Source organism: Stenotrophomonas sp. AB1(2024), from assembly GCF_037482345.1.
Taxonomy (GTDB): Bacteria; Pseudomonadota; Gammaproteobacteria; order Xanthomonadales; family Xanthomonadaceae; genus Stenotrophomonas.
This window is the reverse complement of sequence record NZ_JBBHKO020000001.1, coordinates 2,505,119-2,526,311: the sequence shown is the minus strand read 5'-3', so window position 1 is coordinate 2,526,311 and position 21,193 is coordinate 2,505,119. Positions and strand designations below refer to the sequence as shown.

The following is a 21,193-nucleotide window of genomic DNA, read 5'->3' as shown; positions in this document are numbered from 1 at the left end:
ACGCCTCGCCACGCGCCCGGGGAGTGAACAACCGATGATCGGAACCTGTCTGGGGTAGCGGCCGACGACATTTCCCGGGGGCGGCGACAGATTAGACTTGGGGTTTCCCCGTTGCCTGAGAAGTTCATGTCCAAGCTGCGCCGCCCTACCCTGATGCTTGCCATTGCCGCCAGCCTGTCGCTGGGCCTGGCCGCCTGCGACCGCGATGCGGCCACGCCGACCGCCCCGGCTGCCGATACCGCAGCGGCGCCTGCCGCGCCCACGCCACAGCTGGGCAGCTTTGGTTTCGACGCCGCCGGCATGGACCGCACTGTTGCCGCCGGCGATGACTTCTTCGGCTTCGCCAACGGCAGCTGGGTCAAGAACACCGAAATCCCGGCAGACCGCTCCAGCCACGGCAGCTTCAACGTCATTGCCGAGAAGACCCTGGCCGACACCCGCGCCATCCTCGAAGGTGCCGCCGCCGATACCCAGGCCACCGGCGAAACCAGGCAGGTCGGCGACTACTACGCCGCCTTCATGGACGAAGCCGGAATCGAATCGCGCGGCATGGGCGTGATCAAGCCCGCGCTGGACGCCATCGGTGGCATCAGCGACAAGGCCGCGCTGGCCACCGCCCTGGGCGGCACCCTGCGCGCCGACGTGGACCTGCTCAACGCCACCAACTTCTATACCGACCGCCTGTTCGGCACCTGGGTGTCGGTGGATCTGCTGCAGCCGGACCGCAACGCGCCGTACCTGGTGCAGGGCGGCCTGGGCCTGCCCGACCGCGACTTCTACCTGCAGGGCGGCCGCATGGCCGAGCTGCGCAAGCAGTACCAGGCCTACATCGCCCAGGTGCTGCAGCTGGCAGGCGTGGCTGATCCGGCCGCCAAGGCACAGCGCATCCTGGCGCTGGAAACCCGCATCGCGCAGGCGCATGCCACCCAGGAAGAAACCAACGATGTAGCCAAGGGCGCCAATGCGTGGAAGCAGGCCGACCTGAGCGCCAAGGCGCCGGGCATGGACTGGGCTGCGTTCCTGGCCGCCGCCGGGCTGGACAAGCAGGACGACTTCATCGTGTGGCAACCCAAGGCCGTGGCCGGCATTTCGCGCCTGGTCGCCACCGAACCGCTGGATGTGTGGAAGGACTACCTGACCTTCCACGCGCTGGACCGCGCCGCGCCGTACCTGCCCAAGGCGATCGCCGATGCGCGCTTCGCCTTCCATGGCACCACCCTCAACGGCACCCCGCAGCAGAGCGAGCGCTGGAAGCGTGCGGTGGATGAGAGCAACAGCGCCGTGGGCGAAGCGATCGGCAAGCTGTATGTCGAACGCCACTTCAACCCGGCCACCAAGGCGCGCGCCGATGAGATGGCCAAGAACATCATCGCCGCCTTCGCCAAGCGCATCGACGCACTGGAATGGATGTCGCCGGAAACCAAGGCGCACGCCAGGGCCAAGGTCGATGGCCTGACCGTGGGCATGGGTTACCCGGACAAGTGGCGCGATTACACCGGCCTGGAAGTGAAGCGCGACGATGCGCTGGGCAACGCCGAACGCGCCAGCCTGTTCGAGTACCGCCGCAACCTGGCCAAGCTGGGCCAGCCGGTGGACCACAGCGAATGGGCGATGTTGCCGCAGACCATCAACGCGATGAACGTGCCGCTGGAAAACCGCCTGGTGTTCCCGGCCGCGATCCTGCAGCCGCCGTTCTTCGACGGTGCCGCCGATGACGCGGTGAACTACGGTGCGATCGGCGCGGTGATCGGCCACGAGATCAGCCACGGCTTCGACAACGCCGGTGCACTGTTCGATGAAACCGGCAGGCTGCACAACTGGTGGACGGCCGAAGACCTGAAGAAGTTCAACGCGGCCGGCGATGCACTGGCTGCGCAGTTCAGCAGCTACCAGCCGTTCCCGGGCGTGTCGGTCAACGGCCGTTTGACCCTGGGCGAGAACATTGCCGACGTGGCCGGTCTGGCCACCGCCTACGATGCCTACCAGCTGTCGCTGCAGGGCAAGCCGGGGCAGACCCTGGAAGGCTTCACGCCAGACCAGCGTTTCTTCCTGGGCTTTGCCCAGGCATGGCGCAGCAAGGCCCGCGAACAGGCGCTGCGCAATTCGCTGCTGACCAACGTGCACGCCCCCGGCCAGTTCCGCGCGCTCACCGTGCGGAATCTGGATGCGTGGTATCCGGCGTTCGAGGTAAAGGAAGGGCAGAAGCTGTACCTGGCCCCGGAAAAGCGGGTCAAGGTGTGGTGATCAGGACGGGCGCTTCGGCGCCCGTTTTTTTGGATGGGTCCGTTCTCCGGGCGTTCGCCGATGTTCTCCGAACCGTGCGGCGTCACCAATGCGCCAACATACTCACCGGCACTCCCACCCTTGCGCAGGCGCGGGCGGCCACGCCATCCTGCAGCGCGCGGCGGAACAGCGGCGACATGCCCTGCAGCAACCGCGCCGAGGCGCGTGCCTGGGTGCGCTGCAATGGCGTGCGTTCAAGCATCGCCGTTGCCCACTCCGGCAGCAGCGCCGCGCCGCCCCCCAGGAACAACTCGCGCGATATCCCGGCCATCGGCACCGGCAGGCGAATGCTTGACAGCACCGACAGCACTTCGCGCGAGCGCGCATCGAATCGCAGCACCGGTTGCTGCCGTGCGAAGTACGCCGCCACCTCCACTTCCGAGGCGGGCACGTCGGTCGCGCCCAATGCTTCGGCCACGCGCCGGTACTCATCGTAGTAACGGTCGGCAATCGCCTCCGGCACCGCACGGCAGTAGCGCCGGTAGCCCTGCAGGAAGCCGTACGCCTCGGTCACATGCACCCAGGTCAGCAGCGCCGGATCGTCGGCCGAATACGCCTGCCCATCCGGGGTCTGCCCACGCACCTGCGCATGGATGCGTTTGACCTTCGCCACCAACGCTTCCACTTCCCCTTCAGGGCCATAGCTGGTGCAGGCCACGAACGCCGTGGTCCGGCGCAACCGTCCCACCAGGTCATCGCGGAAGTTGGAATGGTCGTACACCCCGGCCAGCGCCAGCGGGTGCAGGGTCTGCAGCATCAACGCGCACAGTCCGCCGGCCAGCATCCCGGGAAACTCGGCATGCACCCGCCAGGTCACGCTGTCGGGCCCGAACCAGCCCGGGTCGCCCAGCGGGTGGTCGTAATCGATGCCGCTTTGCCCCCGTGGGAAGGCCCCCAGCACCCAGCGCCGGATCGGCGCGGTGGCGGGGCTGGTGAGACGGTGCAGCAGTGACGACATCAGGGGGTTCCAAGGGCTCGGGAGGGCCGCAGTCCTGCGCGGTTGCGTCAATTCTGCGTGATTCATGACGCCCCAACCATGTCCTGTGCCGGGCCTGCCATCAGATTGTGCAACTGCAGCAAAAAACGGGGCGATTTTTTCGCTTTCTCCAGCCGTTTTACATGGTGCACCGCGCAAAAATTTACGCGCATCGCGCATTCAGTTATCCGTCCTGCGGCGTTTTGTCGCACTGCCCATTGCCAAGCGCAACCAAAGTGCTAGAACTGAACCCGCCTCACCGTCCGTCCAAATGCGCCGCTGCACGTTCCCGAAGGAGCCCGTGATGATCGCTTTGTTCAAAGGTTTAGGTTTACTGCTCCAGGACAACGAGCTCTACGGCAGCCCGTTCGAAAAGCAGGTCGCGCATTGGCGCAACAAGAGTGAGCAGCAGATCCGCGAAGAAGTGGCCATCCTGGCCAGGGCCAAGGGCCAGTGGCTGATGGCGTCCATCGTCGGTTGGCAGGCCGCCTCGCTGCTGATCCTCGGGCTGATCGCCAACTACCTGTGGAAGGACGACTTCCATATCACCTTCACCCGCGTGGTGATCGTGTTCGGCTCGTGGGTCTCGATCCTGTTCGTGATCTGGTTCATGGCCAACATGTTCGACCACACCGCCGGTTTCGAGCGCTGGATGAAGGCATTCAACAGCCGCGCGCGGATCACCTCCGATGCCGACACCGTCGAATGCGTGGCCGAAGCGCTGGACATGGCCCAGCTTTACCCGGAAGTGCTCGACTACAAGCAGGCGGTCACCGCCAGGCGTGAGCTGCGCCACGAAGACATCCGCATCATGCGCGAGATCGGCCGCATGAAGCAGCATTCGGAACTGGTGGGTCAACTCAACCATATCGGCGAGCCGGACGCACGCCAGAACCTGCATCTGCAACCTGCCTTCTGACCCACCCCGCTCCACGGCAACGCCCAGGGGGATCCCAATGCCACCGTGCGCGAACACGGTGGCATTGTTTTTTCCATTACATGCCGCGGAACAGGCTCATGAACGGCTGGCTCACGTTGAGCACCTCTGGCCGCTGCTTCAGGCGCAGCTGGCCACGGCCGGTGTCATCGCGGCTCACCGCCGCCACCGCCTTCATGTTGACGATGGTGGAGCGGTGGATCTGGCGGAAGCGCTGCGGGTCCAGCACTTCCAGCAGTTCGCGCAGCGGCGTGCGCAACAGGCTCTCGCCCGCTTCGGTCACCACCGTGGTGTACTTGCTGTCGGCGCGGAAGTAGACCACGTCTTCGAGCATGATCAGCTGCGTATCGCGGCCATTGCTGGCGGTGATCCACGCCAGCGGTGGCGCGTTGGACTGCGTCCCCGGCTGCTGGCCCAGCCGCTGCAGCAGCTGCTCCAGCATCGCGTTGTCCGGGCGGCCCATCTGCATGCGCGCCAGGATGCGATCGCGCGTGGCCAGCAGGCGCTCGTCGCTGACCGGCTTGAGCAGGTAGTCCATCGCGCCCTGCTCGAATGCATCGATGGCGTACTGGTCATAGGCGGTCACGAACACCACCTGCGTGCGCGGGCTGATCTCCGGCAGCGCGCGCGCCACCTCGATGCCGCTGATCCCTGGCATGCGGATGTCGAGCAGGGCCAGGTCCGGTTTCAGTTCGGCCAACCGCTCCAGCGCGCTGGCACCGTCTTCGCATTCGGCCACCAGCCGCAGCTCCGGCCACAGCCGCTGCAGCTGGGCCACCAGAGACTGGCGCAGCAGGTCTTCGTCTTCGGCAATGAGGGCATCAAGCAGCATGGATCGCCTCGCGTGCGTCGCGCGGCAGGGTGATCGTTGCCGCCACGCCGCTGGGGAAGTTGGACACGATGGCCACGCCGGCACGTTCGCCGCAGGTCAGGCGCAGGCGTTCGCGCAGGTTCTTCAGGCCGATGCCGGTGCCGCTGCTGCCCTGGCCAAAGCCCAGGCCATCGTCGGCCACGGTGAGGGTGACGTGGTCTTCAAAGGCGCGCGCGATGATCCACACCGTGCCGCCACCGGGCTTGGGTTCCAGCCCGTGCTTGATCGCGTTCTCCACCAGCGTCTGCAGCGCCATCGACGGCAGCGGCAGCGTTTCCAGGGCCGGCGGCACATCCACCTGCAGCGCCAGCCGCGCGCCCATGCGGATCTTGAGGATTTCCAGATAGGCCTTGGTGCGCTCCAGCTCCACGCCCAGGGTGGACATCGATTCGTCCACGCTCGGCAGTGAACTGCGCAGGTACTGGATCAGGTGCCCCAGCATCTGGTCGGCACGCTGCGGGTCGGTGCGGGTCAGCACCTGTGCGTTGGCCAGCGTGTTGTAGAGGAAGTGCGGCTCCACCTGGGCGTGCAACAGGTTCAAGCGGGCCACCGACAGTTCCTTTTCGGTGGCGGTCTGTTCGGCCGCGGCCTGCTCGTCGCGGCGCTGTTCGGCCACGCGGCGGGTGATGGCGCGGCTGACTGCCTCGGCGTTCTCGTAGTTGCTGCCTTCGTCCACCGCCAGCAGGTCGGCCCAGATCCCGGCGTCGGGCTCGAACAGCAGGGTCACGCTGCTGGTGCCCTGCCCCGGGGTCACCGTGGCCAGCACGCTGTTGCGCTTGATCGCCAGCCGCGCCGGCAGGTTCCAGCGCGATGGCGGGCGGTTGTTGTAGGGGTCCACGCGACGCACATAGGCGCGCACCTGCAGGCTGCCGGCGGCGCTTTCAATGTCTTCCACGCGCGGCAGTTCCTTGATCGCCTGTTCGACCAGGCTGAAGGCCGCACCGGCGTCCATCGGCAGCTCGATCTGGCGGCGCTGGCGGCTGGACAGGGTGGCCGCATCCAGGCGCCCGGCGACGATCGAGACCCGGCGCAGGTGGGTGATGCAGCTGCCCAGCGCGGTGACCATCAGGAACAGCGCCAGCAGCCCGAACACCCAGCCCGGGCCCTCGTCCATGCCGTGGAAGAAGCCGCTCCACACGAACCCGGCCACGACGATCGCCGCGGCCCAGGCCACCAGAATACGGAGAATCAGGGAAAGGCTGGCAAACACGGCGGCGTCTTCACGATGGGATGGTGCGAGGATAGCCCTGCCGGGGACGGGCACAAGCGCCATGCGATGAAACCCCGAATCTGCGGTACGAAGCAGCGTAGAGCCACGCCCTGCGTGGCTGCCCTTCGTTCCGGCGGCGATATCCCGGAACCGCGCTGCTCTCCGGTCGGGTTCATCGACGCTGGGCGAAGCGCCGCCGACTAACAGTCGGCGCTACCCGTTCCGCGCTGGAGCCATCGCGGCGTCCGGGTCCCCGCCGACGATGTCGGCGGGGTCGCTTCGATCACTTTCGATCTGCGGCGGATGCATCCCGGGTTGCGCGGAACTGCGAATCATCGCTCCAGTTCGGCCAGCTGCGCGAATTGGCCAGCTGGTTGCCCAGCGTGTACAGCACTTCCAGGTCGCGCGCGGCGCCGGCGAACTTCCAGTCCGGCTGCCACTCGTCGCCCTGCTGGTGGTAGCGCTTGGCGGTGTAGTCGTCCGAGGCCGCCTTGCCTGCGGCCACGCCGCCGTCCACCCAGTCCTGGCCGGCCGAATAGGACACGGCCGGCACGCCACGCTTGGCGAACGGGAAGTGATCGGAACGGAAGAACAGGCCGGCTTCCGGCTTCGGGTCCGGGGTGTAGCGGATGTCCCAGCCCTGGGCTACGTCCTTGAGCTGGTCCAGCAGCTCCAGCTTGGCCGACCCGTAGATGCCGAAGTCACGCGATGGGCCGAACGGCGCCATGCCATCCATGTTGATCACGGCCACCGTCTTGGCCAGCGGGTACAGCGGGTGGCTGGCGTAATACTCCGACCCCAGCAGGCCCTTTTCTTCGGCGGTCACGGCCAGGAACAGCACCGAGCGTTCCGGGCGCTTGCCCTTGGCGAAACCACGCGCCAGTTCCACCAGTGAGGCGGTGCCGCTGGCGTTGTCCAGCGCGCCGTTGAAGATGGTGTCGCCGTTCGCATCCGGCTTGCCCACGCCGATATGGTCCCAGTGCGCGCTGTACACCACGGTTTCATCCGGGTGCCTGCTGCCTTCCAGGCGCGCGGCCACGTTGTGCGAGGTGATCACCTCGCTCTTCACCGCGTACTTGGCCGACAGGGTTTCGCCCTTCAACTCCACCGGCTTGAAATCGCGGCTCTGGGCCTGCTTCTTCAGCGCCTCGAAGTCCTGCCCGGCGCGCTTGAACAGCTCCACCGCCAGGTCACGCTGGATCCAGCCTTCCAGCAGCGGGTGCGCCTCGGCCGGGTTGTCGCGGACCACGTCGAACATGGTGTTGGTGTTGGAGCCGGCCACCGTGGCCCAACCGTAGGAGGCCGGCGCGGTCTCGTGCACGATCAGCACGCCCAGCGCACCCTGGCGGGCGGCCTCTTCGTACTTGTAGGTCCAGCGGCCGTAATAGGTCATGCCCTTGCCGTCGAAGTCGCCTTCGCCGGTTTCGAAGTCCGGGTCGTTGATCAGCACCACGGCGATCTTGCCCTTCAGGTCCACGTCCTTGAAGTCGTTCCAGTTGCGCTCCGGCGCGTTCACGCCATAGCCCACGAACACCAGCGGGGCGTTCTGGATGTCGACCTCGGACGCGCCGTTCATGGCTGCGCGCACCGCGATTTCCTGGCCCTGGGTAAGCGGTTGCGGCTTGCCCTTGCTGGACAGCGCCAGGCTCGGGGTGCCGACGATATCGCCCTTGAGCAGCGGCACCGCCTGGGTCCACAGGCGCTTGCCATCCTTCAGGTCGCCGCCCGGCTGCAGGCCGGCGGCCGCGAACTGCTTGCTGAGGAAGGCGATGGTCTTTTCTTCGCCGGCCGTGGCCGGCGAACGGCCCTCATAGGCGTCCGAAGCCAGTTCCTTGACGTCGGCGGAGATCCGCGCGCCATCGAATTTCGGCGTCGCCGCCATCAGGGCGCTGGACACCGAAAGGGCCAGCAGGCTCAATACCACTCGCTTCATCGTTTTCTCCGCAGTTGGGACAACCCCACCATCAACGGATCATAACCGCACGTTGTGGTCCGGCACCGCCTGGGCCGGCCAACGGCCGGCGGGTACGCGCCATCGCATGCGCGCTGTCGCCCCACAATTCGCGTTGCGAATTGCGGGCCCCTCTTATGTTGCCCCCATGCCCCCGCCGCGGCCGCCCCCGGACTCCGGGGGCTCTTCACCCGACATGCCACTTGGGCCGGCCAACGGCCGGCGCTACCGATGGTGATCTGCTCTTACCAGTTCGGGTCTTCCGCCGGCGCTGCGGCCTTCGGCGCGGCCGCACGCGCCGGCTTCGGCTTGGCACTGCCCGCGTTGGAAGCGGTTTCCGACGCGGCCGGCTTCACCGCACCCGCCTGTGCACGCAGCTCGATCGCCCCCGGCTTGAACGTCGCCCCACCCAGGTCCGCACCACCTTCGATGGTGCCGTAGGACGTCTGCGCGGCCACGCGGTCCACCCGGATCGTGCAGCACGGGGTTTCATTGCGGCCCAGCGAACGCCCGGTCTGCGGGTCCTTCAGTTCCTCGCCCAGCATCACCGCCTGCCAGCGCTGGCCGGCCTTGAGCGATTCACCGCCCTGGCTCAGCACCACCTGGTCACCGGTCATGGCCACCACCGACACCGGGAAGATCCCGGTGATGATCGCCGTGCCAATCTGCCCGGACAGCGAATCCATCATCGCCGCCGCCATGCCCTTGCCATCCACCACGCGCGGCAGGGTACTCGGACCGGTCGAGGCCAACTGGTGGTCGAAGCTGTCGGACATCACCACCTCGCCGGTGGTCGCGTTGATCAGGCGCAGGGTGATGCGTCCACCGCCCGAATACGAAGTCACCTGGCGGTCGGACATGCGCAGGTTGCGCACGCTGCGCGGGTACTCGAAGCGTTCGATGGTCGGAACCAGGATCAGGTCGGTGGCCAGCTGCTGGCCCAGCCGCGCGGTGTCCTGCAGGCGCACGTTGCCGCTGTTGATGTGGTCGATCTCGGCCTGCATCTCTTCGCCGAACTCACGATCCAGCACGATGAAGCGCTTGGTCTGGGTCAGCGTGTCGTTCAGGCGCGCGCGGATGGCCGCAGCCACTTCCTCACTGGCCACACGGCCATCGCCCACGGCATAGGTGCCGCTGCGCACGTGCGGCTGGGCCACCACGATCTTCGGCCGGCCCTGCTCGTCCGGGGCGCGGTACTGGGCGATGTCGGCGCGCACGCGCACCTTCCAGTAGCTGCGCATCGTGCGGCGGCTGACATCGGATTCGAACGACTGCGCGCCGCGCCTGGCGTCCACGCTGGCCTGTTCCTTGTAGCTTTCCTTGATGCTGGCCGAGGCCGAACCGCCGCCCCCGCTTGCCTCGGCCTGCGCCTGCGCCGAACCACTGGCCGAGGCAGATGCCGAATAACTGTAGCCGGCGTCGCTGGCGCGCACGCGGGCAATCACTTCTTCATCCAGCTGGCTGACTTCTTCCTGCGAGAGGATTTCGTAGCCCTGCACCGCCCCTTGGGAAGCGGCAATCATCTGCTGGGAAAATGCGTCGGCGCGGATATCGCCGACGTGTTCCCCATCCACGTCCACATGCAGGCCTGCACGCAGGCTCTGCATCTGGCTGGCCACACGCACGCCATTGACCTGTGCCACCGCCGACTGCAGCGCGGCCAGCACCGCCAGCTCCGGCGTGCTGCCGATGCCATCGGCTTCGCGCGCCACCTGGGTGGTGCCGCCGAAATCCGGGGCGCCGCGCAGCGGCTTTTCAGCCGGTACTTCCAGCTTCGATTCGGCCTTCGGTGCCGTGGTCTCCACCGGTGCCTCCTGCTTGCCGCAGGCGGCAAGCAGGGTAGCGGCGAGGGCCAGGCTCAACAGTCGGCATGAGGTCTGCATGCGTGGCGTTCCTTGCTCTTACAGGCTGTCGAGCATCGACTCGGCGTTGCCCGGCACCTTGATCTTGGCGGCGCGGGCGAAGGTCAGCGCGGCCTTCGACGAGGAGTACAGGCCCTTCAGGTAGCCCGGCGATTCCTTGGCAACCCATGCACCGGCGGCCAGCTTGCGGCCCACGGTGGCCAGCTGGGTGGCGCTCAGGCTCTTCATGCCGCTGGCGAAGTTGCTGGCTTCACCGCTCAGCTTCTGGCCTTCGGCCGCCGAAGCGACCAGGGCCACCAGGCCGGTGGTGTAGTGCTGCTTGGATTCGGCGCTCAGCTCCGGCTGGGCAGCCACGCGCTCATCGATCGCCGCCTGGGCCGCTTCGCTGACCGACACCGACTTCTTTATCTGGTCCACGTTGACCGAACCGGACGACAACGCCTGGCGCTCGGCTTCCAGCAGCTGCACCTGCTCGGCCAGGCCGAAGGCCTTGGCGAAGGAGGTCTGCGCGTCGATCGAGTGCGACTGCGAGGACACGAAACGACGCACCAGCGCTTCCTGCGCGGCTTCGTCCGGGGCGCCGGCCGAGGCGGCCGAGGCGCTGTTGCCGCCGCCGGCCAGGTCCTTCAGCTTGCCGAACTGCGCGTGCGCCGGGGCGGCGAAGGTGGTGGCGATGGCCAGTGCGATGAGGGTCTTGCGGATCATGGTGTGTTCCTTGGTGGAAAATGTTGACGCGAACCGGTGGGTACCGACCGTTGGTCAGTACGCCTTAGCGCACGGCCTTGACGTTCAATTCGTTGATCATCTGCTGCGCACCCTTTTCGGCGGCGATCTGCAGCGCGTTGGTGCGGGCCACGGTCTCGTTCGGGCCGGTGCCGGAGAACTGCACCGGCCCCACCGAAGACACGGTCTTCGGGAAGCGGCCGCTCACGTCCAGCACCTTGCCGGTGACGGTGACGAACACGCGGGTGTTGCCGCTGACCGGGTCGCGGTCGCGCATGCCCACGTCCAGCGTGCCCACCGCCAGGTAGGGAATGTTGGCGGCCTTGATGCCGTTGGCGGTGTCGCGCAGGGTGGCGGCCGACAGGTCGTTGCCGGTGCTGAAGTCCTTGCGGATGCGCTCGATGCTCAGCAGGCCGCGGCTTTCGCCTTCCACGTATTCCGCTTCCACCACTTCATAGCCGGCCGCGCTGAAGGCACCGGTCATGGCGGTGTTCACTTCGTTGGCGTTGGCCACCTTCCAGCTGATGGTGTCGCTGCGCGCGGTGGTGCTGCCACCGGAGGTGACCGACACCGACGCATTCTGGTTGATGCTACCGCTGGTGCTCACCGAATTGCCACGGAAGCTGTCGCCTTCGCGGGTCTTCTCGTCATAGCTCTGGCTGGCGTCGACGCGGCGGTATTCCTTGTCCTGGAACGACTGCACGGTGTCCTGCGAGCGCGCCATGAACAGGAAGGTCAGCAGCGAACGCTCGTTGCCGCGCGCCCCGGCGGTGGCCGAACCGGCATCCAGCTTGGTCTGCAGCAGGGTGGCGTTGATTTCGGCGCGGACGCTGACGGTGTAGGTCTTGGCCTTCTTGTCTTCGGTGTCCGACAGCGGCACGGCCGACAGCACGTAGCGGTCGATTTCACCGATGAACTCGGCGCGGCGATCTTCGAACAGGCGCAGCTTGGCCGCACCGGATTCGGCGATGTACGCCTCCAGTGCATTGACCTTGGCCTTGTTCAGGGCCTGGGCGCGGGTATCGGCACTCAGGCGCAGGCCATAGCTGGCCGAACCGGTACCACGGGAACTGGCGGTCTGCGCCGACACCGGCGCGGCAACCATCAGTGCAATGAGAATCAGCAGTACGGCACGAATCAACGGCATGAGGTGATCAACTCCTGGAGGGCTTGGATCTGTTGCTGCAGCGGCTTGCCGCCGGGCTTCTGTTCGTCCAGCCACGCTTTCGCATCCGCGCGTCTGGCGGCGGCGCCAGCGAAGGCGTCCAGGCCGGCCAGCGTGGTTTCGTAGCTGGCCGACCACTGGTCCACGTGCCACTGGGTGGCCGGCACCACCTTGGTGGCGCCCTTGCGCAGCGGCTGGTCGAAGAACACCTTGCCCGAGAACGGCTCCACCACCGTGGCCTGGAAGAACGCGCCGAACAGCATCGTCTTCATCGCCGGGGTTTCATTGATCACGCCATTCTTCAGCGCATCCAGGCGCAGCTTCACCACGTAATCCGGCTCGGGAATCTTCAGCTGGTAGACCTTGCCGTCGGCAAAGCGCGCGGCCATCGCCCCGCCGATCACCTGGCCGGTGGCCGGCGGCAGCAGGCCGATGCCGGTGTTGGACGACAGCGTCTTGGACAGCTCATGGGCCAGCGTGGCGCGCAGCACTTCTTCATCCACCGCATCGGGCAGCTTGGCGCGCACTGCATCGGACAGGGTCACCTCGCCCACCTGCAGGCGGCGCGTCGACGCGGCCGGTAGCTGCGCCTTGGCCAGCGTATCGGCCAGTACCTGCGGCAGGCCGGTGGCGGCCTTGCCGTAGAGCAGGTCGGCGACGATGGCGTCGATGTCATCCTCGTCCGGCAGGAATTCCATCACGTCGATGCGCTGCAGCGTGATCGGATAGGACGCCACCACCTGGCGTTCGCGGAAATCGAAGAACAGCGCCTGCAGCGCCACTTCCACCAGCACCTTGTACTGGCCACCGATGGGTTCGATCGACACCAGCTCGCGGTCCAGCGCGGTAGCCAGCACCGTGGCACTGGTGGTGCCGTCGAGCATCGCCAGCGGTTGATCGATCAGTTCCAGGCTGGCCGGTCGCTGCGCCTGCAACCGGGCCCACAGGGCCTGGTTGAGCGGGGCCAGGCCGCGCGCCTTGAGCACCGCGGCCGCACGCGGGGTGCTGGCTTCCACGGCGCTCTGATCGGCAGTGTAGGCAAAACCGGCCCAATAGGCCTGCTGCGACTTGTCGGCAGCCTGGGCGGCGCCAGCGAAAACGGCGGTGCCAGCAAACACGAACCCGCACACCCGCAGCCACGCGCTACCCGCGCGCGTGCGCTTCTTCCCTGAAAACATCGTCCCGCGTTCCTTATCGGCTGGACCCGGCAAAGCGCCTGGTCACTTTTGTGAAGTGCGCCACAATAGACGGTGAGCGAGACGCAATCAAGCCAATTACGTCATTTGCTGTCGGCACGAGCCTGTAACAACGCCCGCTCCCGGGCATTCGGCGTAAGCCGCGCAGCGCGTGCGAAGGCCTCCGCCGCTTCGGCCTGCCGGCCCATCTGCGACAAAAGGTCGCCCTGCACCGCAGCCAGCGGCGCATACGCCTGCAACCGCGGGTCCGCCGCCAGCTGCTCCACCAGCGGCCACGCCGCCGCCGCGCCCTCGGCGCGCGACACCGCTACCGCACGGTTGAGTTCCACCACCGGCGACGGCTGCACCTGCGCCAGCCGCGCGTACAACGCAGCCATGCGCGCCCAGTCGGTATCGTCGGCCTGCCGCGCGCGCGCGTGGCATTCGGCGATGGCCGCCTGCAGCACGTAGCCATCGTCGGCTCCGCCCAACGCCACCGCCTGCTGCAGCGCCACCTGGCCACGCGCCACCTGCAGGTGGTCCCAGCGGGTGCGGTCCTGGTCGGGCAACAGGATCGGGTTGCCCTGCCCGTCCACCCGCGCCGCCACGCGCGAGGCCTGCAGTTCCATCAACGCCAGCAGCCCGTGCACCTGTGGCCAGGTCGGCAGGCGCTGCTGCAGCACGCGGCCCAGACGCAGCGCTTCCTCGCACAGCGCCGGGCGCATCCAGTCATCGCCGCTGCTGGCGGCGTAGCCTTCGTTGAAGATCAGGTACACCACCGCCAGCACGGACCCCAGCCGCTCGGGCAGCGCCGCCTGCCGCGGCACCTCGAACGGCACCTGCCTGTCGGCAAGCGTGCGTTTGGCGCGCACGATGCGCTGGGCAATGGTGGGCTCGGGCTGCAGGAACGCGCGCGCGATCTCATCGGTGGTCAGCCCGCCGAGCAGGCGCAGGGTCAGTGCCACCCGCGCATCGGCCGACAACACCGGGTGGCAGGCCACGAACATCAGCCGCAGCAGGTCATCGCCGATATCGTCCTGCAGCGCGTCGCTGTCGTCGGGCAGCGGCAATGGCTGCGGTTCCAGCTCGCTGCCCCATTGCGCGTGCTGGCCGGCCACGCGCTGGTGCTGGCGCAGCACATCGATGGCGCGATTGCGTGCAGTGGTCATCAACCACGCTCCCGGATTGTCCGGAACGCCCTGCGTGGGCCAGCGCTCCAGCGCAGCCAGCCAGGTGTCCTGGGCCAGTTCTTCGGCACGCCCGATATCGCCGCCCAGCATCCGCGCCAGGCGTGCAATCAGGGCCGGCGACTCCATGCGCCAGAGGGTATCCAATCGTTGCGTCAGTGCGGCATCCATGCTGCGAATCAGAGCATCCCCCTCCGCGCCGCACAAGGTGCGGCGCGGTGTTTGGCGTCAGCCGGGCTCGCCATCCATGTGTGCAACTTCCCACAGGTGCCCATCCAGGTCCTCGAAGCTGCGCTGGTACATGAAGCCGTAGTCGCGCGCGGAGGTCGGTTCGCTGCCGCCCGCGGCCAGCACCTTGTCGAGGGTGGCGTCGACGGCGGCGCGGCTGGGCGAGGACAGCGCGAGGATCACCTGCGCCTGCGCGTGCGCATCGCCGATGGGCCGGTTGATGAAGGTGGCGAAGAACGGCTCCAGCAGCAGCATCAGCATGATGGTGTCGCTGATGTTGAAGGAGGCAGCCTTGTCATCGGTGTAGGTGAGGTTGGGCGCGAAGCCGAGCGCGGTGAAGAACGCCTTGCTCCTGTCCAGGTCGCGGACGGGCAGGTTCACGAAGATCATCTGGGGCGTATCGGACATGATGGATTTCCTGTGATCAGTAGGGCTTCATGCAGTTGACCATCCACGGCTTGCCGTAGCGGTCCACCAGCATGCCCCAGCGCTTGGCCCAGAACATTTCGCCGATGGGGAAGGTGATCTCGCCGCCTTCGGACAGCGCCTTGAACACGCGCTCGGCTTCTTCCGGGGTCTCCACGTCGATGTTGATCGTAGTACTGCCCTTGTCAGAGGAGGGCGGGCCATCGGCCGCCATCAGGATGGCGCTGCCTACTTCCAGCTGGCTGTGCGCGATCAGGTTCGGATCGGCCAGGCCGGGGTTGTCGCCGCAGCCTTCCATGTTGTCGCTGGGCGGCATATCGCTGTACTTCATTTCCGAGGTGACCTTGCCGCCCAGGACCTGGGCATAGAACGCCATGGCTTCGTGGGTCTGGCCGCTGAAGCTCAGGAAGGGAATCAGTTTCATGGGAATCTCCAGAAAGGCACGGTGGGTGGGTCAGTCGGCCTGGCCGATCTGCTTGCGAAGACGCTGTTCCTGCGCGCGTAATTCCGGGGTGAAGGCCGCGCCGAAATCTTCCTCGGTGTAGAAGGGGCGGATTTCCACCACGTCGCCCGGACCGAAGGGCGCACGCTTGAGCCATTCGGTGGCTTCATCCACCGAGCGCACCTGCCACAGCCAGAACCCGGCCACCAGCTCGCGGGTTTCGGCGAACGGCCCGTCGATCACCTGCGGCGCCGCGCCGGTGTAGGCCACCCGGCGGGCGTGGCTGGTGGGGCGCAGGCCATCGCCGGCCAGCATGACGCCGGCCTTGACCAACTCTTCGTTGAAGGCCCCCATCGCCCTGATCTCCGCCTCGGTGGGCAACACTCCGGCCTCGGTATCCTCGGTGGCTTTCACGATCACCATGACTTTCATCGGCTTGTCCTCGTTGTCGGCCCGGTTGGCGGGCCCTTCACTGGTTACGACGCCCCAGTGAAACGGAAATCGACACGCTCGCCAAAAAATTTTCCGATGCCGCCATGGGATGACGGTCACGGCCCTGAACAGGCACGCGGCGCTGCACTGCAACAGGCCTGCAGCGCGGGCTGGGGCATCATGGGCATCCCCTGCCCAGCGTTGGTCCGACCATGCAATTCCTGCTGCTGATCCATATCGACGAAGCCCTGATCCAGGACGTACCCGCCGAGGAGTACGACGCCATGATGCGCGGCTGCATCCAGCACGCCGACAAACTGAAGGCCGAGGGCACGCTGGTCCTTGCCCAGCAGCTGGAGCCTGTCGCCCAGGCCCGCACCCTGCGCACGCGCCAATCGCAGGCCCGCGTCACCGACGGCCCATTTGCAGAAACCCGCGAACTGCTCGCCGGCTTCAACCTCATCAACGCACGCGACCGCGACGACGCCATGCGCATCGCCCAGGGGTTTCCGTGGTCCCGCTACGGCAGCATCGAAGTCCGCCCGGTAGCCGACTTCGAGGCAGAGCGCCGGCGCGTCGGCGCCTGACCCTTCACGGCAACAGCGTGACTTTCAGGTCCCGCGCCCCCAACGCCTCATTGCCACTGTAATCCCGCGCACTGCCGCGGATGATGTAATCTCCCGCCGGCAACGCACCCGGCTGCCAGCGCCCGGTTTCCACCAACCCATCGCGCACCGTATTGGTCACCAGGTAGCGGAACCGGGTCACCGCACTGCCGTGCACGGTAATCCCGCTATCGGGTGCATACGCCACCACCGTGGCACTGTCCTCGCGCGGCATCCGGTTGAACACGATGTTGAAGCGCGGCTGCTCATAGCCGGCCAACGGCGTACCGCCCGCATCCAGGACCTGATACCCCACCTGGTACGCCCCCAACCGACGACGCGGCAGGTTGTTGTCCACCTGGTCCCACGCTTCCACCACGATCTGCACGCCCGGACCCAGGCGCGGTATCGGCACACGCCCGTTCGCCGCTGCCTTGATCGGCTGGTCCAGGTCATCCAGTACTGCCACCTCGGTAATACGCGGCGCGAAGCTGTCGGCATACCCCACAAACCCCAGCGCCACCGCATTGCGCTGGAAGCCACCGGCACCCACGCTCAAATGCACATGCGCCATGCGGTTGATGCTGCCCAGCGGCTCACCGGCCTTGAAGCGCGTGCCACGCCGGACCCGCACCCGCTCCAGCTTGCCATCCAGACCCCGCAACTGCGGCCAGCGCACATCGAACGCGCGGTCGCGCGCATCGCGGCCCACCTTCATGTGGATGTAGCGCAGCCGATCCAGTGAGAGCCCTTCGGCCTGCCCACCCACCGACCAGCTCGGGAATGGACTGCTGACCTTGCCATCGGCAATGGCCAGCACCGTCTGCCCGATATCGCCGCGGATATCGAAGCCATCGTGCAGGTGGTGCCGGCTCTGCCCACTGAAGTTGCCGCGCACCTCGCCCAGCGTGCCCACCACCTCGTGCCAGCCCAGCTGCGGTGCCAGTGGCCAGCGCCCGCCGGTGTCGGGCAGCGCGGCGTCGGCGGCCGGCCCGATCAGCGACGGCGCCGGGGTTGCACCTGCCGCCAACGCACGCAGGCGATGCACGCGGTACGACGCCGCATCGGACAGGTACAGCCCGCCCTCGGCATCCAGCGCCAGCCCACCCGGCCGCGAGAACCGCGGCTGCGCGGCCGCGCCGGTGAGGTCCACCACATGGCCGAGCGCGGACAGCTGCACCACCTTGCCGTCGAAATCGCTCACGTACACCACGTCATCGTGGGTGACCGCCAGCGCCAGCGGCCCGTTGAGCAGGCTGCCAGAGGCCAACAGCGTATCCACCGTGCCGTTCGGCGCCAGACGGCGGATCGCACCGTTGAGCAGGTCGGCGATCAACAGATTGCCGTGCGAATCCAGTGCCAGCGAAACCGGGGTATCCAACCGCGCACCCACGCCTGCACCGTCCACATTGCCCGGGGCATCGCCGCCGGCCAGCGTGCGTACCTGGCCATCGGGCTCGATCACGCGGATCCGGTCGTTCCAGGTATCTGCCACGAACACGCGGCCACCGGCATCCACCGCCACGCCCATCGGCCCATCGAAGCGTGCCTGCGCTGCCGGGCCGTCTGCAAAGCCTGCGGTGCCATCGCCGGCAATCGTACTGACCACGCCATCGGTGCCGATCCGGCGGATCACATGGTTGCCGGTGTCGGCCACGAATACGTTGCCGGCCGCATCCAGTGCAAGGGCCGACGGCGTATTGAACTGCGCCTGCAGCGCCGGGCCATCGCGCCAGCCCTCGCCCTGCCCGGCCAGCGTGTCCACGCGCCCATCGGGATACACCCGGCGGATGCGGTTGTTGTCACCGGCGTCGGCCACGTACAGCACGCCGTGCGCATCCAGCGCGATGCCATACGGATCGGCAAAGCGCGCCTGCGCAGCGGGGCCATCGCGCAGCCCGTCCACGCCGTCGCCGGCCAGCAGGCTGATCTGCGGGGACCAGCCCAGTACGGTGGCCACCGGGCCAGGCGGCGGTGCCGGCGTCGCCGGTTCGCGCAGGAAGGTCCAGGCCAGTGCCGCTGCCACCGCTACGCCCACCAGCGCCACCTTTGCCCATCGTCCGCGCGTCATCGCTGTCCTTGCCTGCTGCCAGTTCGGGACATGACCTTAGCCGCTCGCCGCGTGCCTGCAAACCCCGCGCCCGCCCGCGCCGACTTGTGTGGATGCCGCGTTCCGGTTTCAATCGGAGCCTACGCCAAGGAAGGATGCACCCCATGACCTGCCGCACCGGCACCGCCCTCGCCCTGCTGTTGTCACTGTGCGTGGCGCCTGTTGCAACGGCGGCCACTGCAGCCAGCGGCGCCACCGTGGACGCCAGCAGTGCGGCACCCACCGCGAACACCGCGTATCTCGCCGAGTTCGGCGCCGCCCTGCAGCAGGCCGACCGTGGCGACAGCCTGGGCGCGTCCATCGTCATTGATCGCCTGCTGGCCGATCCACGCCTGGTGGATATCGACGTCGAAAACCGCAGCCATGTCTGGGCCTCCGCCGCGATGGTGGCTGGTGCGCAGAAACAGGGGGCGGTAGCGCTTCAACGCCTGCAACAGGCGCTGGCGGTCAACCCGCGAAATGCCTACGCACGGCTGCGGCTGGCCTGGTTCCAGATGGTCGAACAGCAGCCCGAAGCGGCCGCTGACAGCGTTGTGCGCGCCATTGCCGACAGCGATGGCGCGCCGGACATGTCCCCTCAAATGGTCTGGCAGCTGGACACGCAGTTGAAGCACCAGCCGACCAAGCGCCTGGCCGTGCTGCAGGGCCTGTTCGATTCGGAGTGGAAGATCGAAGGCATCGAACCTGCCGAGCTGTGGGTGGTGCTGGCCACCCTGCAGGCCGAAGCCGGCCAGGGCGACAAGGTGGCCGCCACGCTGGAGCGCATCGATGCCCCCATCCCCCTGGTTCGGCTGCGTGCCGACAAGCGCTTTGATCCTTACCTGCGCCGCGACGACCCGCGCCATGACCCGGTGGCGGCCGCGCGCCGCCATATCGATCAGCTGCGCGTGGACACCATGCTGGCGCCAGGCTTGAACGAAACCGCCGTGGAATTGAGCAGCGCGCTCATGGTCGCCGGCGAACTGCAGGACGTGGTCGGCATGACCGAGGCACTTGCCGTGGCCGCCACCGAGGCCACCGTGGCACCGCCCGGCAAGGGCCGCTACGTTGCCTGGATGCTCGACATCCGCAGCCGCGCATTGCGCCGGCTCGGCAAGCCCGACGACGCGCTGGCTGCCCAGCTGCTGGCCCTGCGCATGACCGACCCCCAAGGGGATACGGTCAGCCAGAACCTCAACCTGGCCAGCCTGTACGTAGCGCTTGACCGCCCGCTGAAGGCGCGGGAGGTCATGCAGAGCGTGGGCGAGGACATGAGCGCCTACGGCGCGAGCACGCAGGCGCTGATCGAGCTCCGCGCTGCCCTGCAGCTCAAGGATGCAGCGGCCGCACAGCGCGCGCGTGAGCGGCTGCTGGCCAACCGTGCGCTCACCCCGGACCACTATCGCGAGGGCCTGTTGGTTGACCACCGCATGGATGAGGCCGCTGCAAGCCTGCTCGAGCAGCTGGCCGATCCGATGGAGCGCGGCACCGCCCTGTTCGACCTGCAGGACGTGCGCCGTGCACCGGTGCTGCCCGCCGATGCGGACCTGCATGCAAGCTGGGAGCAACTCAAGCAGCGCGCCGATGTGCAGGCCGCCGTGAACCGCGTGGGTCGCATCGACACCTACCCGCTGTTCGCCAACTGAGCCGCTCCACTTCCACCTACCGCGCCGGCGTCTCGGCCTTGAACCCCATCGCCTCGCGGTAGCGCACGTACAACGTGCTGACCTTCTCTACGTAGGCCAGCGTTTCAGCGTACGGCGGCACGCCCTTGTAGCGGGTTACCGCGCCGATTCCAGCGTTGTAGGCGGCGGCCGCCAGCGTACGGTCGCCCTTGTATCGCACAAGCAGCGCTTTCAGGTAACGCGCCCCGCCGTTGATCGACTGCTCGGCTGACAGCGGGTCGGACACGCCAAGCTCGGTCGCCGTATCGGGCATCAACTGCATCACCCCCTGCGCGCCCTTGGGCGACACCGCGCCGGCATCGAACCCGCTCTCCGCGTGGGCAATCGCGCGCAACCAGGCATCGTCCACTCCGGTGGAACGCGCCGCTGCCTTGAACTGTCTGGCATGCCGGTTGAGCTGCGGCGCGCCAACCTTGCCCAGCCCTTCGTGCGCCGGCTCGCCCGCCGGCGTAGACACGGTGAACTTCAGGAACACCCGCGAACCGGGCAGGTTGCGGGTGGAGTACACCTTCTGCCCGTCCTGCTCGCGCTCGTACAGCGTGCCGCTGAACACCCCCATGTTGCCCCACAGGTTCGGCGCCTGCACCGCGTTGTCGTCAATCTGCTGCGGCTTGCATCTGGAGCCTGGCTCCGGCGCGGTTGCCAGGCTGACCGTGTTGTTCTGCACGCAGCGGTACACCGTGCGCGCGGCCACCGTGCCGGGCAACAGCAGCGGCAACAGGGCCAGCACGGCGGGCAGCAGGGGCTTCATGGCTCCGGGGCCGCCAGGGCGGCCGGATCGGGGGGTGGCGCGATCATCCGGCGCGGGGCGCGAACCGCAGGTGAATCCGGCCCGGCTGCAGGGTCAGCGAGGGCGGTATGCGCTGGCCAGGGTTGCCGGCCCTGACGGTTTCACCCTGTCCATGCGACCTGATATCGACACTGGGGAAATACCGACAGGAATCTA

General features: G+C 67.4%; 18 protein-coding genes. 4 read left to right on the top strand and 14 right to left on the bottom strand.

The window, feature by feature from the left end; translation table 11 throughout:
- The first annotated feature begins 126 nt into the window (after positions 1-126).
- Complete coding sequence (locus WIX41_RS11515) at positions 127-2,244, top strand: M13 family metallopeptidase (protein WP_339447654.1); 2,118 nt, start codon at positions 127-129, stop codon at positions 2,242-2,244.
- A gap of 82 nt (positions 2,245-2,326) precedes the next feature.
- Here WIX41_RS11515 and WIX41_RS11510 read toward each other — a convergent pair whose 3' ends face one another.
- Positions 2,327-3,241 (bottom strand): oxygenase MpaB family protein, encoded by a 915-nt coding sequence (locus WIX41_RS11510; protein ID WP_339447652.1) that lies wholly within the window; start codon positions 3,239-3,241, stop codon positions 2,327-2,329.
- Between the two features lie 322 nt (positions 3,242-3,563).
- Here WIX41_RS11510 and WIX41_RS11505 point away from each other — a divergent pair, with 322 nt between their 5' ends.
- Positions 3,564-4,178: a hypothetical protein gene (locus WIX41_RS11505; protein ID WP_339447650.1), complete on the top strand. Its 615-nt coding sequence runs from the start codon at positions 3,564-3,566 to the stop codon at positions 4,176-4,178.
- 76 nt (positions 4,179-4,254) lie between these two features.
- Here WIX41_RS11505 and WIX41_RS11500 read toward each other — a convergent pair whose 3' ends face one another.
- The 11 genes from WIX41_RS11500 to WIX41_RS11450 all read right to left on the bottom strand — a co-directional run bounded on the left by WIX41_RS11500 (position 4,255) and on the right by WIX41_RS11450 (position 15,868).
- A complete protein-coding gene (locus tag WIX41_RS11500) occupies positions 4,255-5,028 on the bottom strand; it encodes a LytR/AlgR family response regulator transcription factor (protein WP_339447648.1) in 774 nt (257 codons plus the stop codon).
- Positions 5,018-6,277: a sensor histidine kinase gene (locus WIX41_RS11495; RefSeq protein WP_339447646.1), complete on the bottom strand. Its 1,260-nt coding sequence runs from the start codon at positions 6,275-6,277 to the stop codon at positions 5,018-5,020. Before WIX41_RS11495 ends, WIX41_RS11500 begins: the two co-directional genes overlap by 11 nt.
- Positions 6,278-6,560: 283 nt before the next feature.
- Positions 6,561-8,210: a M28 family metallopeptidase gene (locus WIX41_RS11490; RefSeq protein WP_339447644.1), complete on the bottom strand. Its 1,650-nt coding sequence runs from the start codon at positions 8,208-8,210 to the stop codon at positions 6,561-6,563.
- A 263-nt stretch (positions 8,211-8,473) separates the two neighbouring features.
- Positions 8,474-10,111 carry a CsgG/HfaB family protein gene (locus WIX41_RS11485; RefSeq protein WP_339447642.1) on the bottom strand — a complete coding sequence of 546 codons (1,638 nt, stop codon included), beginning with the start codon at positions 10,109-10,111 and terminating at the stop codon, positions 8,474-8,476.
- A gap of 18 nt (positions 10,112-10,129) precedes the next feature.
- Positions 10,130-10,795, bottom strand: a complete 666-nt coding sequence (locus WIX41_RS11480) for a hypothetical protein (RefSeq protein ID WP_339447640.1) — start codon at positions 10,793-10,795, stop codon at positions 10,130-10,132.
- Between the two features lie 64 nt (positions 10,796-10,859).
- On the bottom strand, positions 10,860-11,960 hold the full coding sequence (locus tag WIX41_RS11475) for a hypothetical protein (RefSeq protein WP_339447638.1): 1,101 nt from the start codon (positions 11,958-11,960) through the stop codon (positions 10,860-10,862).
- Entirely contained in the window at positions 11,951-13,156 is a 1,206-nt protein-coding gene (locus tag WIX41_RS11470) for a hypothetical protein (protein ID WP_339447636.1), read from the bottom strand. Before WIX41_RS11470 ends, WIX41_RS11475 begins: the two co-directional genes overlap by 10 nt.
- A 101-nt stretch (positions 13,157-13,257) precedes the next feature.
- Entirely contained in the window at positions 13,258-14,511 is a 1,254-nt protein-coding gene (locus WIX41_RS11465; RefSeq protein ID WP_339447634.1) for an RNA polymerase sigma factor, read from the bottom strand.
- A 57-nt stretch (positions 14,512-14,568) separates the two neighbouring features.
- On the bottom strand, positions 14,569-14,976 hold the full coding sequence (locus WIX41_RS11460) for a VOC family protein (RefSeq protein WP_339447632.1): 408 nt from the start codon (positions 14,974-14,976) through the stop codon (positions 14,569-14,571).
- A 16-nt stretch (positions 14,977-14,992) separates the two neighbouring features.
- A complete protein-coding gene (locus tag WIX41_RS11455; protein ID WP_339447630.1) occupies positions 14,993-15,418 on the bottom strand; it encodes a VOC family protein in 426 nt (141 codons plus the stop codon).
- A gap of 30 nt (positions 15,419-15,448) precedes the next feature.
- Positions 15,449-15,868 (bottom strand): YciI family protein, encoded by a 420-nt coding sequence (locus WIX41_RS11450; protein WP_339449471.1) that lies wholly within the window; start codon positions 15,866-15,868, stop codon positions 15,449-15,451.
- A 212-nt stretch (positions 15,869-16,080) separates the two neighbouring features.
- On the opposite strand from WIX41_RS11450, the gene WIX41_RS11445 reads away from it, so the two are divergent.
- Positions 16,081-16,455, top strand: a complete 375-nt coding sequence (locus WIX41_RS11445) for a YciI family protein (protein ID WP_339447628.1) — start codon at positions 16,081-16,083, stop codon at positions 16,453-16,455.
- A 4-nt stretch (positions 16,456-16,459) separates the two neighbouring features.
- Here WIX41_RS11445 and WIX41_RS11440 read toward each other — a convergent pair whose 3' ends face one another.
- A complete protein-coding gene (locus WIX41_RS11440; protein WP_339447626.1) occupies positions 16,460-18,544 on the bottom strand; it encodes an NHL repeat-containing protein in 2,085 nt (694 codons plus the stop codon).
- 143 nt (positions 18,545-18,687) lie between these two features.
- On the opposite strand from WIX41_RS11440, the gene WIX41_RS11435 reads away from it, so the two are divergent.
- Complete coding sequence (locus tag WIX41_RS11435) at positions 18,688-20,208, top strand: hypothetical protein (RefSeq protein ID WP_339447624.1); 1,521 nt, start codon at positions 18,688-18,690, stop codon at positions 20,206-20,208.
- A 16-nt stretch (positions 20,209-20,224) separates the two neighbouring features.
- Here the strand turns inward: WIX41_RS11435 and WIX41_RS11430 are convergent, their stop codons facing one another.
- On the bottom strand, positions 20,225-20,998 hold the full coding sequence (locus tag WIX41_RS11430) for a lytic transglycosylase domain-containing protein (RefSeq protein ID WP_339447623.1): 774 nt from the start codon (positions 20,996-20,998) through the stop codon (positions 20,225-20,227).
- Positions 20,999-21,193: the final 195 nt, after the last annotated feature.